The following is a 15279-nucleotide window of genomic DNA, read 5'->3' as shown; positions in this document are numbered from 1 at the left end:
GCATTGGCCGTGATAAGAGCATCATCGTGCTTACCGACGCAAGCGCACCGAACCCGCGTTTCGTTCAGCCTGCGATGTTCAGCAACACGCGGGGATCACGCGTGGGCGAAGTCGTAGGCCAGCACATCGGCGATGCGTGGCGTGCGGTTCATCGCCATCAACAGGCGATCGACGCCCACCGCCACGCCAGCACAGGCAGGCATCGACGGCAACGCCGACAGCAGTGCCTCGTCCACGGCCGGCTGCACCTGTCCACGTTCGTGGCGGCGCTGCTGGTCCCGCTGGAACCGGGCGCGCTGCTCGTGGGCGTCGTTCAGTTCGTGATAGCCGTTGGCCAGCTCCACTGCACCCAGGTACAGCTCGAAACGCTCGGCCAGCGGCGGCGTGCCCGGACGGATGCGGGCCAGCGCGGCCTGGCTGGCCGGCCAGTCATGCACCACGGTCATCACCGCGTCATCGAACTGCGGCTGGATGTGGTGGGTCATCAACAGGTCCAGCCAGTCATCACGGGTCAACCCGACCGGGTCGATGTGCACGTCGCCAAGTGCAACACGCAGCGCGGCTTCATCGGCCTCGAACGGATCCAGGCCCACGTGCTGCTGGAACAGCTCGCGGTAACTCAACACACGCAGCGTTGCACGGCGTCCGACCAGGGCCAGCGCCTGGCCGACCAACTCGGCGGTTTCCTCCATCAACCGGTGGTGGTCCCAGCCGACCCGATACCACTCCAGCATGGTGAATTCCGGGTTGTGGCGGCCACCGGCCTCGCCGTTGCGGAACACCCGGCCCAGTTCGTAGCAGTCGCCCACACCGGCCGCCAGCAGGCGCTTGAGCGGATATTCCGGCGAAGTGCGCAGCCAGCGACGACGGCCACCGGCATCGACATGGCCGGTGAAATCGGTATGGAAGCTGTCGATGTTCGGCTCGGTGTTGCCTGCCACCGACAGGATCGGCGTTTCCACCTCCAGCACATCGCGCTCGGCGAAGAAGCGGCGCACCAGCGCGTTGAGCGTGGCGCGCTGCTGCAGCGCGCGCAGCAGGGCCTCGCTCACAGGATGCCCTCCGGGCGCGGATGGTCGAGCGGCAGGGTCAGCAGATCGCGGGTGTCGTCGATGTAACCGCTGGCCAGGTACAGGCGGCGGGCCAGTTCGTTGTGGTGGTTCACCTCCAGGCGCAGGCGGCTGACACCACGCCCGCGAGCGCGCTGTTCACAGATGGCCAGCGCCTGCTTGCCGCGACCACGACCGCGCGCGCGATGGCTCAGGTACAGCTCGTCCAGCAGCATGAAGTGCCCGCCCTGCTCCAGGCTGAAGCCCATCGCGATCACCGCGTAGCCGACCACCTCGCCGACCTCGTCCAGCCACAGCAGCACTTCGCCATTGCGCGGATCGGCCAGCAGCGCGTCCACGCCGCGACGCACGCGCGCGTCATCGAAGTCGATCCTGTCTTCGGCGTAGAACTCGCGCATCAACGCGATCAACAGTTCTTCGTCGGCACGGGTGGCCAGGCGGAAATCCAGCGGGGCGGTCTGCATCGGCGTTCCTTTGTCTTTCATGCCGGGTGCCAGGCACCCGGCGGGGTCATCATTCGTGTTCGGCGAGGTAGGCCAGCAGGCGGTCTTCGTCCCACACCGGCACGCCCAGCGATTGCGCCTTGTCCAGCTTGGAGCCGGCCTCGGTGCCGGCGACCACGAAGCTGGTCTTCTTCGACACGCTGCCGGAGACCTTGGCACCCAGCGCTTCCAGGCGTTCCTTGGCGGCATCGCGGGTGAGCTGGGCCAGGGTGCCGGTCAGCACCACGGTCTGCCCATCCAGCGGGCCGGCCACGATCTCGGCCAGCGCCGGCGCCTTGGCCAGGATCTGCTGCATCGCCTTCTCGGCTGCCAGCAGCATCGCGCCATGGCCATCGGCATCGAGCCAGTCGGCCAGACCGCGCGCAGTGTCGTCCGGCAGGCCGGCGTTGACGAACTGGCCATGCTCGGCATCCAGCACCGCCTGGGCACCCGGCAAGGCAGCCACCAGCTTCTCCGCACGCAGGCGGGTGATGCCGGGGATTTCCGATTCGACCAGCAGTTGCGCCAGATCCAGGCCTTCGCGCAGCTTGGCACTGGGCGCGTGCACATCACTGATGCGCACCTGCCCGACCTGCAGCAGGTCGTCGATGGCCTGCTGGTTGCCCTGCTGCTCGAAGAAATGGCCGAGAGAACGCGCCACTTCGCCACCGATGTCCGGCACGCGCTTGAACAACGGCCATGGCAGGTGGCGGATCAGTTCCAGGTCACCGAACCACTGCGCCAGCGCCTTGGCCGTGCTCTCGCCGACGTGCTCGATGCCAAGCGCGAACAGCAGGCGCTCCAGCGTGGCTGCGCGACTGGCGTCGATTGCCGCGATCAGGTTGTCGGCCCATTTGGTGGCGATCTTCTTCGTGTTCCATTCGAAGCTGGCCGGCTGTGCCAGCGCCTGCGCGCGCCACGCCGGATCGTTGCCATCCAGCTTGAGCACCGCATTGAGCACCGCGCCGCTGCCTTCTGCCGGCAGGTGCAGCTTCAGCGCGGCGGCCAGTGCGGAAGGGTCCTCGGCATCCAGCACCAGCTTCAGGTGCAACAGCTGGTCGCGGTTGAGCCGGTACAGATCGGCCACGCTCCTGACGATGCCGGCGTCGACCAGGGTTTCGATGTACTTGTCGCCGAGGCCGTCGATATCCATCGCACGGCGCGAAGCGAAATGGGCAATGGCCTCCTTGCGCTGCGCAGGGCAGGACAGTTCGCCCGAACAGCGCCACGCAGCTGCACCTTCCTCGCGCACGATTTCCGAGCCGCACACCGGGCAGCGCGTCGGCATCTGCCAGGGCGAGGTGCCCTGTGGACGGCGGTCGAGGATGACGCTGACCACTTCCGGAATCACGTCGCCAGCACGTCGCACGATCACGCTGTCACCGACACGCACATCGAGACGCGCGATCTGATCGGCATTGTGCAACGTGGCATTGGACACGATCACGCCGGCCACAGCCACCGGTGCCAGCCGCGCGACCGGCGTGGCGGCACCGGTGCGGCCGATCTGGATCTCGATCGCCTCCACCGTGGTGCTCTGCTCCTGTGCCGGGAACTTGTGCGCGATGGCCCAGCGTGGCGCACGCGAGACAAACCCCATGGCCTGCTGGCCGGCGCGGTCATCCAGCTTGTAGACCACACCATCGATGTCGAACGGCAGGCCATCGCGACGCTCGCCGATGTCACGGTAGTAGCCGAGCAGGCCGTCGGCGCCTTGCACCACCTTGCACAACCCGCTGACCGGGAAGCCCCAGGCGCCGAGCTGGGCCAGCGTGCCCGAATGGGTGTCCGGCAGCTCGCCGCCCTGCACTTCACCGGTGCCGTAGGCGAAGAAACTCAGCCGGCGCTGCGCACTGATCTTCGGATCGAGCTGGCGCAGTGAACCCGCTGCCGCGTTGCGCGGATTGGCCAGCACCTTGCCGCCCTGCTGGCGCGCACGTTCGTTGTAGGCCTCGAAGTCGGCGCGGGCCATGTACACCTCGCCACGCACCTCCAGCACATCCGGCCAGTCCTTGCCGTGCAGGCGCTTGGGAACATCGCCGATTTCACGCAGGTTGGCGGTCACGTCCTCGCCGGTACTGCCATCACCGCGGGTTGCGCCGAGTACGAAATGACCGTCCTCGTAGCGCAGGCTGATCGCCAGGCCATCCATCTTCGGTTCGGCCGAGAACTGCAGGCTGCGGCGGCCCAGGCGCTCATCGATGCGGCGCACGAAGTCGGCCACTTCCTCATCGCTGAAGGCATTGGACAGCGACAGCATCGGCACCGCATGGCGCACTTCGGGGAAGCGGCCGGACGGGCGTGCACCAACCTGTTGGGTCGGGCTGTCGGCACGGGCCAGTTCCGGGTGCTCGCGCTCCAACGCTTCCAGCTCGCGCACCATCCGGTCGTAGTCGACGTCGGGGATCTCCGGCGCGTCCAGCTCGTGGTAGGCGCGGTTGGCCTGGGCGATCTGCCGGCGGAGATCTTCGGCGCGTTCGGCGGGGCTGGGGCTCATCGGGATCCGGTGGTTCTGGGATGGCCGGGGATTCTACCGCGCCCGGCCGTCAGGCCCTGTAACGCCCCGCCTTTGCAGCGTCGAGCGTGCTCGACGGGCACTCCTCGCTCCGGTAGGTGCCAACCTTGGTTGGCACGTCTGTAGTCGAGCATGGCTCGACGCCACAAAAAGCACCTTGCCGCCCGCTCACGCCGGCGCTAGCGTGCGACGGCCCCATCGGAATCCTGCCCATGACCCTGCCTGACTCCCGTAGACGCTTCCTGCAGCTGGCCGGTGCCAGCCTTGCCGTCGCCGGCAGCGGCCTGCCGCTGCGTGGCCAGGCCCAATCCGCGGCCACCGTCGGTGCGGCCCCTGCCGAAGGCGCGGTACTACTGAACTTCAACGAATGCCCCTACGGCCCCTCCCCCGCTGCCCAGCAGGCGGCGCGCGACAGCATCGCCAGCTGCGGCCGCTACCGCTTCGCCCTGGCGGCACAGGTGCGCGATGCCTTCATCGAGCAGGCCCGTATCCCGGCCGACCATGTGCGCCTCTATCCGGGCTCGAGCGAACCATTGAACCGCGCCGCCACGTTGTGGACCGGCCCGCAGGCGGGACTGGTGGTGGCCGACCCCACCTTCGAGACCCTGGGCGAGGTCGCTGCCGCACATGGTGCACACGTGCAGAAGGTGCCGCTGCGCAATGACGGCGCACACGACCTGCGTGCGATGGTCGCAGCCGCGCATGCGCGCCCGACCGGGCTGCTGTACGTGTGCAATCCGAACAACCCGACCGGTTCGATCAGCCCACCGGATGAGCTCGCCTGGCTGCTGGCCCACAAGCCTGCTTCCACCCGCGTGCTGGTCGACGAGGCCTACCTGCAATACAGCGAGCAGCCCAGCCTGATCGCGCAGGTGGCGCAGCGCGACGATCTGATCGTACTGCGTACATTCTCCAAACTGTACGGCATGGCCGGCCTGCGCCTGGGCCTGGCGGCCGCACATCCCGAGCGTCTGCGCGAGCTGGCCAGCCCCGGCGACAACCCGCTACCGGTGCCCGCGCTGGCGGCGGCGCTGGCCAGCCTGCAGGATCCGCAGCTGATTCCGCAGCGTCGCCTGCAGAACGCCAAGGTGCGCCAGGCCACCATCGCATGGCTGGGCAAGCGTGGTTTCAGCTGCCTGCCGTCGGAAGCGAACTGCTTCGTGGTCGACGTGCAACGCGACGGCAGCACGTTCGCCAAGGCGATGGCCGACAACGGTGTGGTGATCGGGCGCAGCTGGCCGATCTGGCCGCAGCACGTGCGCGTGACCGTCGGCAGCGAGGACGAGATGGCCGCGTTCCGCCGCGCGTTTGCCAAGGTGGCCGGCGTACCGGCGTAGACCCCATCCACGCAGGGCGTGGATCTACTGTTGTGGGTGCCGACCGTTGGTCGGGGTGGGTGCCGACCGTTGGTCGGCACGCCATGGCGCTCACCAGCGCGGGGTCTTGGTCAGCGGCGGCGCCTGGTGCTGACGGTCGTAGGCGCGCAGCTCGTCACGGATGTGCGCGATGCGCTGGCGACCCAGGGCGTTGCGGCTGTCATCCAGCACCACGCCATCCAGCAGTTCGGCCATGCGCTGCACCGTCGGCAGCATCTTCTCCCAGGCATCCAGCGCGGTCAGCGGCGCCGGCAGGGTCAGGAAGAAGGCGATGGCCGGGGTTTCCATGGCACGGATGTTGGCCATGTCGAAGCTGCCTGGCTTCATGATGCTGGCCATCGAGAAGATCGGCCCGCGCTCGGGATGGCCTTCCACCAGACGGTGGAACACGTTCATGTGGCCGAACACCAGGCCGGTCTTCTCCGCCGCTACCACGATGTCTTCGCCGCGCAGCTGCTCGCCGGCCCGGGCGGCCACGAACAGCGAAACGATCTTGTCGAAATCCTGGGTGGCGCGCTTGCCGAGATCGCTGGCGCCCGGGTCGGTATCGCCCAGGCCGAGTTCGGCCTGTTCGCCTTCCGTGCCCATGCCCGGTTCGACGCGGCCATCGGCCACGACAACGCCGTCCTCGCCCAATACCGGTTCGCGGCGCTCGCCGCTGGCCGGTTCCGCGCTTTCCACGCGGCGTCCCTGGGGCTTCTTCTTCGGACGGCCAAACAGGAAGATCGCGGCGATCAACAGCAGGCCGGCGGCCAGGATGCCGATGCGCAACAGTGCCGTGTCGGACATTCGATAGGTTCTCCGGCTAGTTCATTCAGGTAACTAGGATGGCACGTCAGGCCGCGCCCGCCAATCGCGCGGCTTCTTCCAGGTCCACGCTGACCAGGCGGCTGACGCCCGGTTCGCGCATGGTCACGCCCGAGAGCTGGTGCGCGGCCTCCATCGTCGCCTTGTTGTGGCTGACGAACAGGAACTGCACCTTCTCGCTCATTTCCTTGACCATGTTGGCCAGCCGGCCGACGTTGGCTTCGTCCAGCGGCGCGTCCACCTCGTCCAGCAGGCAGAATGGCGCGGGGTTCAGCTGGAAGATGGCGAACACCAGCGCCACTGCCGTCATCGCCTTCTCGCCGCCGGACAGCAGCGAGATGCTGGACACGCGCTTGCCCGGCGGGCGCGCCATGATGGTCACACCGGTGTCGAGCAGGTCTTCACCGGTCAGCTCCAGGTAGGCGTGGCCGCCACCGAACAGGCGCGGGTACAGCGCCTGCACGCCAGCATTGACGCGGTCGAAGGTGTCCTTGAAACGGCCGCGGGTCTCGCGGTCGATCTTGCGGATGGCATCCTCGAGGGTTTCCAGCGCCGTAGTCAGGTCGGTGTGCTGCGAATCCAGGTAATCCGAGCGCTGCGAAGCCTCGCCGTACTCGTGGATGGCCGCAAGGTTGACCGGCTCCAGCCGGCGCATGCGTGCGTCGATCTGATGCACGGCCTGCTCCCAGTCGCCCAGGCGCGCATCCTCGGGCAGTGCGTTGAGCACGTCCTGCAGCACGAAGCCGGCCTTTTCCACCGCCGCCTGCAGGGTGTCCGCGCTCAGCACCAGCGCCTGCTGGTCCAGCTTGCGCTGCGAAATACGCTCGCGCTGGGCCAGCGCCTGTTCGTCACGCTGGTGACGGGTCTGCTCGTAATTGCGCAGCTCGGCGTCGATGCCGTCCAGCAACGTACGCGCTTCGGTCAGCACGCGATCGGCGCGCACGCGCTCTTCCAGTGCATTCTGGTGCTCGGCCTGCAACGATTCGACCGGCGAATCACCTTCGTCCAGCTGTGAATGCAGCTCGCCCAGCCGCGAATCCAGCTGCCCGCGCTGGGTGCCCATGCGCTCCAGCGCCTGGCTCAACGAGGCCAGCTGCGCACGCTGCGATTCCAGGGTCAGGGCCAGCGAATGCGAGCGCTCGCGCACTGCACGGGCAGCATCGCGGGCCAGGTCGCGCGCCTCGGTCAGCTGGCGGCGCTCGCCCTCCAGCCGCTGCCGGGTCGACTCCAGATCACCCATGCTGCTGACCGCGTTCTCCAACCGCGAGCGCGCTTCGCGCGCCTGCGCGTTGTTGGCTTCAATCGTTTCCTGCAGTTGCTTCAGCTCGCCTTCGATGCGGTCGATGCGCGTGCGTGCAGCCTCTACCTTGCCCTGCTGGCCCTGCAGCTGGCCAGCCAGCTCGGACACCGCGCGGTGGGCCTGGTACAGCGCACGCTGCGCGTCTTCGCGCTGCTGTTCAGCCGCCTGCAGCTGCTCGCGGAAACCGGCCAGCTGTTCTTCCAGCTCGGCCTCGCGGTCCTGCAGCTGCTCGATCTGCTCGCGCAGCTCGTTGATCTCGCGTTCGCGCAGTAGCGCGCCCTGCTGGGCTGCACCGGAGCGCGACACGCGCAGCCAGCCCTGGCCCAGGCGCTCGCCGCTCTGGGTGATGATCGAATCGCCTTCCGGAAGGCTGGCCTGCAGGGCCTTCGCCTCGGACAGGTCCTTGGCACCATGCAGGTGCGCGAGCAGGCGACGGATCGCCGCCGGGCCACGCACGCGTGCGGCCAGCGACGTCGGTGCAGCCTTGACCTCGGCATCCGCGCTGGCGACCAGCGCAATGTGGCCGTCGCCGAGTTCGCCAAGGGCGTTGACCAGGCTGCCCGGGTCATCGACCAGCACGCCTTCGATCAGCTGGCCGAGCGCACTTTCCACCGCGTTTTCCCAACCGGCATCGACGTCCAGGCGTTCGCCGACACGTGCCGCCGAATCCAGCCCGCGCGCCTTCAACCACGCGACGGCCGCGCCCTGCTCCTGGCCCAGCGCGGCCTGCTGCAGGGTTTCCAGCGAGGCCAGGCGACCGCGCAGGCCGTTGGCCTGCTTGCGCAGTTCGGCCAGTTCGTTCTGGCCATTGCGCTGCTGTTCCTGCACGGCCGCCACGCCCTGCTTGCGCAGCTCGACGTCTTCGCTCAGTTCATCCAGCGCGGCCTTCTGCGTGTCGTGCTGCAGGTGCAGCTGCTCGAAGGCTTCTTCCAGCGCGTCCACGTCCAGCCCGGCGCGCTCGGCGGCCAGGGCCTCGCGACGCCGGTCGGCGTCGAGGATCTGCTTGTCCAGGTAGTCCACGCGCGTGCGCTCGACATCACCGGCGCGCGACGCCTCCGAACTCTGCGAGGTGTGCTGCTCCCAGCGCTGCTGCCAACTGGCCAGCCGGTCTTCGGCCTCGCGCAGGCTTTCCTGCTTGATCTCGTTCTCTTCCTGCAGCGCTTCCAGCTGCGGGGTGGCGGCCTCCACTGCCTCGCGCAGCACCCTCAGTTTGGCCTCGTCGCCGCTGATGTGCTGGCCCAGTTCGGCCAGGGCCTGCTGGGTTTCATCGCGCGCCTTGTGCAGGCGCTGCGACAGCTCGCGCTGGTGCTGGATCTGCTGTTCCAGGCGCGCCAGCGTGCTGCCAACCTGGTAGACCGCGGCCTGCGCGGTGTTGAGCGCGTCGGCGGCCTCTTCGCGCCGCGCGCGCGAGGTCTCGATGCGGGCCTCGGCATCACGCTGGTCGGCGATCAGCTGCTGCAGCTTGGTCTCTTCCTGCGACAGGCCTTCGCGCAGCTTCGACAGGCGACCGTCGAGACCACGGAATTCCAGCGCCTTCCACTCGGCATCCTTGATCCGGCGCTCTTCCTGCAGGGCCTGGTACTGCTCGGCCTGCCTGGCCTGGCGCTTGAGGTGTTCGAGCTGCTTGCTGATCTCGTCGCGCAGGTCGCCCAGCCGGTCCAGGTTCTCGCGGGTGTGGCGGATGCGGGTCTCGGTCTCCTTGCGGCGCTCCTTGTACTTGGAGATGCCGGCTGCCTCTTCCAGATACACGCGCAGGTCTTCCGGGCGCGCCTCGATGATCTGGCTGATCATGCCCTGCTCGATGATCGAGTAGCTGCGCGGGCCCAGGCCGGTGCCGAGGAACAGGTCGGTGATGTCGCGACGGCGGCACTTGGTGCCGTTGAGGTAATAGTTGCTGGTGCCGTCGCGGCTGACCGTGCGCTTGACCGAGATTTCGTTGAACGAGGCGTATTCGCCGGAGATCGTGTGGTCGGAGTTGTCGAAGATCAGCTCGACGGTAGCCTGCGAGACCGGCTTGCGGGCATTGGACCCGGAGAAGATCACGTCGGTCAGCGAGTCGCCACGCAGGCGGCTGGCCGAACTCTCGCCCATGACCCAGCGCACGGCATCGATGATGTTCGACTTGCCGCAGCCATTGGGGCCCACCACGCCGGTCATGTTGGTCGGCAGGTGCAGGGTGGTCGGATCGACGAACGACTTGAAGCCGGACAGCTTGATCGTGGAAAGACGCATAGGGGTTCCGGACTGGGGCCGGCAAGCGGCCTGCGTTTACCCTCCAAGTCATTGATCCTGCTGGGATCGATGCCCGTGGAACGGGTGTGACGCCCTGAGTATACCGATGTGGCCGTGTTCTACGAATGGGCGTGGAACATTGTCCAGCCCCACCCCGTCGGCCGGACGTGGCCGCACGCCACGAAACGGAGCCATAAAACAAAACGGGCACCCTTGCGGGCGCCCGTTCTGCGGTGATGCCAGGCCTTGCGGCGTGGGATCAGGCTTCGGCGACGACGACGACCTTGACGGTGGTCTCGACGTCGGCGTGCAGGTGGATCAGCACGTCGTACTCGCCGATGTTGCGGAAGGCGCCTTCGCCCAGGATGACTTCGCTCTTGCTGACCGGCAGGCCGGCAGCGGTGAAGGCATCGGCGATTTCGCGGGCGCCGACCGAGCCGTACAGCTTGCCTTCGGTCGAAGCGTTGGCCGGGATGGTCACGCTCGCGCCGTCCAGCTTGGCCTTGCGGGCGTCAGCGTCGGCGTGGATGGCCTGGGCCTTGGCTTCGTATTCGGCGCGCTTGGCTTCGAACTCGGCCTTGTTGCTCTCGGTGGCCGGAACGGCCTTGCCCTGCGGCACGAGGAAGTTACGGCCGTAGCCCGGCTTCACGTCGACCAGGTCGCCCAGGTTGCCGAGGTTGGTGACTTTCTGCAGGAGGATCAGCTGCATGGTATTGCTCCAGATGAGTTATTCGTTAGCGAGGCGATGCCCCGCAACAAAGGCTGTCCGAATAGCTGGCACAGCGGGGGCGGCACCGGGCCGCCCCGCCGGGCATCAGACGTCGTGGTTGTCGGTGTACGGGATCAGGGCCAGGAAGCGAGCGCGCTTGACGGCGGTCGCCAGCTGGCGCTGGTACTTCGACTTGGTACCGGTGACGCGGCTCGGCACGATCTTGCCGTTCTCGGTCAGGTACTGGCGCAGGGTGTTGAGATCCTTGTAGTCGATCTCCTTCACACCTTCAGCCGTGAACTTGCAGAACTTGCGGCGACGGAAGAACTTGGACATGGGAAGGCTCCTTAGGCGGCGGAAGCGGCGTCGTCGCCGGCTTCGTTGTCAGCGGTGGTGGTGGACTCGCCCTCTTCGTCGTCACGACGACGGCGCTCACCGCGCTCCGGCTTGTCACCCTTCTCGTCCTTGCTCTTCATGATCAGCGACTGCTCGGTGTCAGCCTCGTCACGCTTGATGACCAGGTTGCGCAGCACGGCGTCGTTGAAGCGGAAGCTTTCGGTCAGTTCGTTCAGAACGGCCTGGTCGGCTTCGATGTTCATCAGCACGTAGTGGGCCTTCACCAGGTTCTGGATCGGGTACGCCAGCTGGCGGCGGCCCCAGTCTTCCAGACGGTGGATGGTGCCGTTGCCGTTCTCGACCAGCGACTTGTAGCGCTCGATCATGGCCGGGACCTGCTCGCTCTGGTCCGGGTGGACCATGAACACGATTTCGTAATGACGACTCATGTTTTTTCTACCTTTCGGATGTGGCCTTGCGGCCGGACAGCCCCCCGCCGTTGAGACCGCGGTGGGGCAAGGATTCCCGCCGGGAAGGCAGGAAGCCGCGCATTATGCGGCAAGCGGCGCCACCGGGCAACCGGGCGCAAACCGGGCAACCTGAACGGGAGCGCCGGCCCATGTCCGGCACGTGCTCATTCCAGATCGACGTGAAGACGATGCTGGCCGCATTCCAGGCATTGGAACAGGCAGCCGACCATCATCCCGTCCCGGCTCAGATGCTCCAGCACCCAGTCGGCGTCGCGCGGATTGACCGCCGCCACGTCCGGCCGGACCTGGTCGAGGATCGGCAGCAGATCGTCGCTGCCGGCGTAGCCGAGGAAGGCGCAGGGCCGTTCGCAATGGCTCAACCAGACCGATTGCTGCCAGGAGGAGTAGCCCGGGGTGCGCTCGCAGATCTCCAGCAGCAGCTCACGGGCGATGGTCGGCGGCGGATCAGCCGGATCCGGGGATACCCCCTCGATATCGCTCCAGCCGATGAACTCCCCCTCGTAACTGGCCGCAGCCCTGCCATCGGCGATACACCAGGGGCACAGGTAATCCGGGCGCAGGCGGGTGTAGAACGGTCCGCGATAGCGCAGTGCGCGCGCCTGTCCGCAGCAGTCGCAGATCCCCTCGACCTCTTCGAAGGAGAGGTCGTAGGCATTGGGGTGATAGGTGAAAAGCGGTCGTTCCATCCGTGGGGTCCCTGCCGAGCCCAGCGTGCCGACCAAGGTCGGCGCCCACCAGAGCACGCCTGGTCAGCGCCGGGCCATGCCCGGTGGCCGGCCCTCAGGCCTTGTCGGCGTCGGTGGTGAAGCTCTCGCCGCAGCCACACTCGGCGGTGGCGTTCGGGTTGCTGAACGTGAAGGTCTCGCTCAGGCCGTGCTTGCCGAAGTCGATCACGGTGCCGTCCACCAGGGCCAGGCTCTTGGCGTCGACGTAGATCTTCACGCCCTCCTGCTCGAACACCGTGTCGCCCTCGCGCTCATCGCGGGCCAGGTCGGTCACGTGGCCCCAGCCGGAGCAGCCGGTCTTGGTCACGCCGAAACGCAGGCCCAGCGCGCCGGGGGTCTGGGCGACGAAGCGCTGCACGCGCTCGAAGGCAATGGGGGTCAGGCTGACGGCCATGGGGCTACTCCAGAGGTACGGGGACATTATAAGGAGCCGTTGCCACGAAAAATGCCTCGCAAACAGAACGCTGCAACCGGTAAACTCCCGTGTTCACAGATCGAGTCGATCAGCAGAGGATTCAAGTCATGACGGTGGTCAGCGTTGAACATGCGCTTGCCGGGAAGATCCCGGAAGGCGGCGAAGTCACGGTACGCGGATGGGTGCGCACGGTGCGCGGTTCAGCGAATCTGGCCTTCGTGAATGTGAGCGACGGCTCCTGCTTCGCCCCGATCCAGGTCGTGGCCGGCGACAGCCTGGCCAACTTCGATGAGATCAAGCGCCTGACCAGCGGCTGCTCGGTCATCGCCACCGGCACGCTGGTGAAGTCGCAGGGCAAGGGCCAGTCGTTCGAGATCCAGGCCAGCACGCTGGACGTGGTCGGCTGGGTCGAAGACCCGCTCACCTACCCGATCCAGCCCAAGCCGATGTCGCCGGAGTTCCTGCGCGAAGTGGCGCACCTGCGTCCGCGCACCAACCTGTTCGGCGCGGTCACCCGCATCCGCAATTGCCTGGCCCAGGCCGTGCACCGCTTCTTCCACGAGAACGGCTTCAACTGGATCAGCACCCCGATCATCACCACCTCCGACGCCGAAGGCGCCGGGCAGATGTTCCGTGTGTCCACCCTGGACATGGTGAACCTGCCGCGTGACGAGAAGGGCGCGATCGATTTCAGCCGCGACTTCTTCGGCAAGGAAACCTTCCTGACCGTGTCCGGCCAGCTGAACGTCGAGGCTTACTGCCTGGCGCTGAGCAAGGTCTACACCTTCGGCCCGACCTTCCGCGCCGAGAACAGCCACACCACCCGCCACCTGGCGGAGTTCTGGATGATCGAGCCGGAAATCGCCTTCGCCGACCTGGCCGAAGACGCGCGCCTGGCCGAAGAGTTCCTGAAGTACCTGTTCCGCGCAGTGCTGAACGAACGCAGCGACGACCTGGCCTTCATTGCCGAGCGCGTGGACAAGAACGCGATCACCAAGCTGGAAGACTTCATCAACGCACCGTTCGAGCGCATCGACTACACCGACGCGGTCAGCCTGCTGCAGAAGTCCGGCAGGAAGTTCGACTTCCCGGTCGAATGGGGCCTGGACCTGCAGACCGAGCACGAGCGCTGGCTGACCGAGGAACACGTCGGCCGCCCGGTGGTGGTGACCAACTATCCGGAGCACATCAAGGCCTTCTACATGCGCCTGAACGACGACGGCAAGACCGTTGCCGCGATGGACGTGCTGGCCCCGGGCATCGGCGAGATCATCGGCGGCAGCCAGCGCGAAGAGCGCCTGGACGTGCTGGACGCGCGCATGGCCCAGTTCGGCCTGGATCGCGAGCACTACAGTTGGTACCGCGATTTCCGCCGCTATGGTTCGGTGCCGCACGCCGGCTTCGGCCTGGGCTTCGAACGCCTGGTGGTGTACGTCTGCGGGCTGTCCAACATCCGCGATGCGATCCCCTACCCGCGCGCGCCGGGCAGCGCGGACTTCTAAGCCCCACACGACCACGGAGGTACCGCCCCATGACCCTGTTCTTCGCCCTCTGTTTCGTCGGCGTTGCAGTGGCCGGGTTCAGTGCCTTCGTGATCTTCTGGCCGCTGACCCTGGTGCACGTGCGCGACCGCCATCCGGCGCTCGCCGCGCGCTTCGGCAGCGGCGCCTTCCTCAAGCCCGATGCCCTGGCCTGGCTGCTGCGACGCGACTATCGGCAGCAACCGGACCGCTCGCTGTCCGGGCTGGCGACACCGGCCTGGGTATCGCTGCTGACCCTGCTGTCCGGACTGGGCATGGCCGCCCTGCTCTGGCTGGCCTCGCTCTGGTAATACGCTCATGAATGACATCACCGCCTCGCGCGACAGCTGGTGGCTGGCCAGCCTCGGCAACACCCTCATCTGGGCGCGCCTGCGCGTTCGCCCGGCCGGCACTGCCGAAGTGCTCGACAGCGATGGCAACACGCTGAGCTACGACAGCGAAGACACCGCCCGTTCGCAGTTGTTCGACGCCGAGTTCGTCGAGTACGACGGCCTGGACGAGGAGGACGCACTGGTGCGCGGCTTCAGCCTGCACGAAGTGCAGCCGCCGCAGGCCGACAGCGACGAGGGCCTGCGTGGCCGCATGATCCAGTCACTCGGCGGGCGCGCCTGACCCCTGCATGTTCACCCCGCGCGCCTTCGCCGAGACCGACCTGCTCTGGCTGGACCGCCTGCTGGCGCGCGACCCGTTCGTTACCGTGCTCACCCCCGGCAGCGATGGCCTGCCGGAGCTGACCCGGATGCCGGTGCTGTACCGGCGTGACGGCGACCAGATCGAACTGCGCGGCCACTGGGCCCGCGCCAACCCGCAGTCGCGCCACAGCGGCGCGGCCAAGGTGCTGGTCGATGGACCGCACGGTTACGTCTCGGCCAGCTGGTATCCGGACAAGGAGCCCGCCGCGCGGGTACCGACCTGGAACTACGCTGCTGCCGAGCTGCGTGGCCAACTGCAGACCTTCGACGATGCCGGCGCGCTGGCGGAGCTGGTCGGCGCGATCAGCGACCGCTTCGAAGCCAGCGTCGGCCAGGCCTGGCAGTTCGATGCCACGCGTGCCGAACATGGCCCGGAGCTGCGCGCCATCGTCGGCTTCCGTTTCCAGGTCGAACATGTGCAGATGAAGCTCAAGCTGAGCCAGAACCATCCCGACGCCAACCAGCGTGCGGTGATCGCCGAACTGGAACAGCTGGGCACCCCCTCTTCCACCGAGTTGGCGCAGTGGATGCGCTGGCACCGCGAACAGGCCGCCCGCAGCGACTGAACGCCGCAGATTCCCGCGACGA

The 15279-nt window shown here is 67.2% G+C and carries 15 protein-coding genes; 5 read left to right on the top strand and 10 right to left on the bottom strand.

Features of this window, described 5'->3' with window-relative positions; genetic code table 11:
- Nucleotides 1-95: 95 nt before the first annotated feature.
- Genes epmA through ligA form a run of 3 tightly spaced genes read right to left on the bottom strand, consistent with a single transcriptional unit; the run spans nucleotide 96 to nucleotide 4055 of the window.
- The gene (gene epmA, locus E5790_RS17430; RefSeq protein WP_014647654.1) at nucleotides 96-1052 is read right to left on the bottom strand and encodes an EF-P lysine aminoacylase EpmA; all 957 of its coding nucleotides are present in this window, start codon (nucleotides 1050-1052) and stop codon (nucleotides 96-98) included.
- Nucleotides 1049-1534 (bottom strand): GNAT family N-acetyltransferase, encoded by a 486-nt coding sequence (locus E5790_RS17425; RefSeq protein WP_111207037.1) that lies wholly within the window; start codon nucleotides 1532-1534, stop codon nucleotides 1049-1051. The genes epmA and E5790_RS17425 overlap by 4 nt, the downstream gene beginning before the upstream one ends.
- Nucleotides 1535-1583: 49 nt before the next feature.
- Nucleotides 1584-4055 (bottom strand): NAD-dependent DNA ligase LigA, encoded by a 2472-nt coding sequence (gene ligA / locus E5790_RS17420; protein WP_172412079.1) that lies wholly within the window; start codon nucleotides 4053-4055, stop codon nucleotides 1584-1586.
- Between the two features lie 224 nt (nucleotides 4056-4279).
- Here ligA and E5790_RS17415 point away from each other — a divergent pair, with 224 nt between their 5' ends.
- On the top strand, nucleotides 4280-5404 hold the full coding sequence (locus E5790_RS17415) for a pyridoxal phosphate-dependent aminotransferase (protein WP_049420860.1): 1125 nt from the start codon (nucleotides 4280-4282) through the stop codon (nucleotides 5402-5404).
- A gap of 90 nt (nucleotides 5405-5494) precedes the next feature.
- Here the strand turns inward: E5790_RS17415 and zipA are convergent, their stop codons facing one another.
- The 7 genes from zipA to E5790_RS17380 all read right to left on the bottom strand — a co-directional run bounded on the left by zipA (nucleotide 5495) and on the right by E5790_RS17380 (nucleotide 12437).
- Nucleotides 5495-6232 carry a cell division protein ZipA gene (gene zipA, locus E5790_RS17410; protein ID WP_014647658.1) on the bottom strand — a complete coding sequence of 246 codons (738 nt, stop codon included), beginning with the start codon at nucleotides 6230-6232 and terminating at the stop codon, nucleotides 5495-5497.
- Nucleotides 6233-6278: 46 nt separating this feature from the next.
- On the bottom strand, nucleotides 6279-9782 hold the full coding sequence (gene smc, locus E5790_RS17405) for a chromosome segregation protein SMC (protein ID WP_111207036.1): 3504 nt from the start codon (nucleotides 9780-9782) through the stop codon (nucleotides 6279-6281).
- Nucleotides 9783-10041: 259 nt separating this feature from the next.
- Complete coding sequence (gene rplI / locus E5790_RS17400) at nucleotides 10042-10491, bottom strand: 50S ribosomal protein L9 (protein ID WP_014647660.1); 450 nt, start codon at nucleotides 10489-10491, stop codon at nucleotides 10042-10044.
- A gap of 105 nt (nucleotides 10492-10596) precedes the next feature.
- The gene (gene rpsR / locus E5790_RS17395; RefSeq protein ID WP_002804494.1) at nucleotides 10597-10827 is read right to left on the bottom strand and encodes a 30S ribosomal protein S18; all 231 of its coding nucleotides are present in this window, start codon (nucleotides 10825-10827) and stop codon (nucleotides 10597-10599) included.
- A gap of 11 nt (nucleotides 10828-10838) precedes the next feature.
- Entirely contained in the window at nucleotides 10839-11276 is a 438-nt protein-coding gene (gene rpsF / locus E5790_RS17390; RefSeq protein WP_006452997.1) for a 30S ribosomal protein S6, read from the bottom strand.
- Between the two features lie 185 nt (nucleotides 11277-11461).
- Nucleotides 11462-12004 carry a CbrC family protein gene (locus E5790_RS17385; RefSeq protein ID WP_014647661.1) on the bottom strand — a complete coding sequence of 181 codons (543 nt, stop codon included), beginning with the start codon at nucleotides 12002-12004 and terminating at the stop codon, nucleotides 11462-11464.
- 94 nt (nucleotides 12005-12098) lie between these two features.
- Entirely contained in the window at nucleotides 12099-12437 is a 339-nt protein-coding gene (locus E5790_RS17380; RefSeq protein WP_111207035.1) for an iron-sulfur cluster assembly accessory protein, read from the bottom strand.
- Between the two features lie 128 nt (nucleotides 12438-12565).
- Here E5790_RS17380 and asnS point away from each other — a divergent pair, with 128 nt between their 5' ends.
- Genes asnS through E5790_RS17360 form a run of 4 tightly spaced genes read left to right on the top strand, consistent with a single transcriptional unit; the run spans nucleotide 12566 to nucleotide 15257 of the window.
- Nucleotides 12566-13960: an asparagine--tRNA ligase gene (asnS, locus tag E5790_RS17375; protein WP_111207034.1), complete on the top strand. Its 1395-nt coding sequence runs from the start codon at nucleotides 12566-12568 to the stop codon at nucleotides 13958-13960.
- A gap of 29 nt (nucleotides 13961-13989) precedes the next feature.
- Nucleotides 13990-14289 (top strand): hypothetical protein, encoded by a 300-nt coding sequence (locus tag E5790_RS17370; RefSeq protein WP_049408582.1) that lies wholly within the window; start codon nucleotides 13990-13992, stop codon nucleotides 14287-14289.
- A 7-nt stretch (nucleotides 14290-14296) separates the two neighbouring features.
- On the top strand, nucleotides 14297-14611 hold the full coding sequence (locus tag E5790_RS17365) for a hypothetical protein (RefSeq protein WP_006453002.1): 315 nt from the start codon (nucleotides 14297-14299) through the stop codon (nucleotides 14609-14611).
- Between the two features lie 7 nt (nucleotides 14612-14618).
- The gene (locus E5790_RS17360; RefSeq protein WP_014647665.1) at nucleotides 14619-15257 is read left to right on the top strand and encodes an FMN-binding negative transcriptional regulator; all 639 of its coding nucleotides are present in this window, start codon (nucleotides 14619-14621) and stop codon (nucleotides 15255-15257) included.
- The last annotated feature ends 22 nt before the right edge of the window (nucleotides 15258-15279 follow it).

It is taken from the genome of Stenotrophomonas sp. PAMC25021 (genome assembly GCF_004795795.1).
GTDB classification, from domain to species: Bacteria; Pseudomonadota; Gammaproteobacteria; order Xanthomonadales; family Xanthomonadaceae; genus Stenotrophomonas; species Stenotrophomonas muris.
This window is presented reverse-complemented; position numbering and strand designations above follow the sequence as displayed.